Consider the following 1226-nt stretch of genomic DNA (forward strand, 5'->3'; position numbering starts at 1 on the left):
ACCGAGCCAATTGAGAGGCTACTGCATGGTCGCGGTCATGGGTAGCCGGAAGGCCAGATCCGGGTAGCTGACGGGCGCAGGTGGCCGATAGCCCAGCGAAGAATGCGGTCGGACGCAATTGTAGGTGGTTTGCCATAGACCAATCACGATCTGCGCCTCCTTCAGCGAGTAGAAGATCTCTTGGCGTAGGCACTCGTCACGAAGCTTGCCGTTGAAGCTCTCGCAGTACCCGTTCTCCCACGGGGATCCTGGCGCGATGTACTGGATCTGCGAGCCGGTCTTGGCGACCCAATTGCGCAACGCCTTCGAGATCATCTCAGGGCCATTATCGCAGCGGATGTGCTCCGGGATGCCGTGCAGACACATCGCGTCGGCCAGCGCCTCGATCACGCCGACGCTGTTGATGCGGCGCGCCACCTTCAACGCCAAGCAGGCTCGGCTGTGCTCGTCGATCAGCGTCAGGATGCGCAAGCTGCGGCCGTCGTGGGTCTGGGCCTGCACGAAGTCGAAGCTCCAGACGTGATTGCGGTGGAGCGGGCGCAGCCGCACACATGAGCCGTCGTTCAGCCATAGGCGGCTGCAGGGTTTATGTCGGCTGGGGACCTTCAGCCCCTCGCGGCGCCAGATGCGCTGAACCCGGTCCTTGCCCACCTGCCAGCCGTCTGCTTGCAGCAGCGCGGTGACACGACGGTAGCCATAGCGCCCGTACTCGGAGGCCAGGGCAACGATGGCTCGGGTCAGCCCATCCTCGTCGGCCGGCACCGTCGGCACGTAGCGCTGCGTGCCGCGGTGCTGACCGACGAGCCGGCAGGCGTGACGTTCCGAGAGGCCGTACTTCTCCCGGATCCCGTCGACCGCCTGCCGGCGTCGCTCGGGGGCTACAAGTTTCCCGAGGCGACGTCCGCCAGCACCTGCTTCTCCAAAGAGAGATCGGCGACGAGCCGGCGCAACCGAGCGTTCTCACGCTCCAAATCCTTCATCTTCTTGGCTTGATCGACTTGGAGGCCACCGTACTCCTTGCGCCAGCGGTAGTAGCTCTGCTCGGAGATCTCCGCCTCTCTACATGCAAGGGCTAAACTCTTACCCTGGGCTGTCTGCACCTCGATCTGGCGCAGCTTCAGCACAACCTGCTCCGCGTTCGTCTTCTGACCTCGCCGCATGTCCGCCTCCTTCGGTCCTGGCTGATCCTCTCAATCAGCCCGGTCCAAAACCAGCCGGTCAGGTCA

1 protein-coding gene is annotated in these 1226 nt (G+C 63.8%); it reads right to left on the reverse strand.

Annotated features, from left to right (window positions below):
• Nucleotides 1-18 precede the first annotated feature (18 nt).
• Nucleotides 19-1160 (reverse strand): IS3 family transposase gene (locus tag ACLBYG_RS31550; protein ID WP_447684082.1). Its coding sequence is split into 2 segments (ribosomal slippage): nucleotides 19-893 and nucleotides 893-1160, totalling 1143 coding nucleotides; the frame shifts between segments, so codons are not numbered across the junction.
• Nucleotides 1161-1226: the final 66 nt, after the last annotated feature.

This window comes from Methylobacterium sp. D53M (assembly GCF_053345625.1).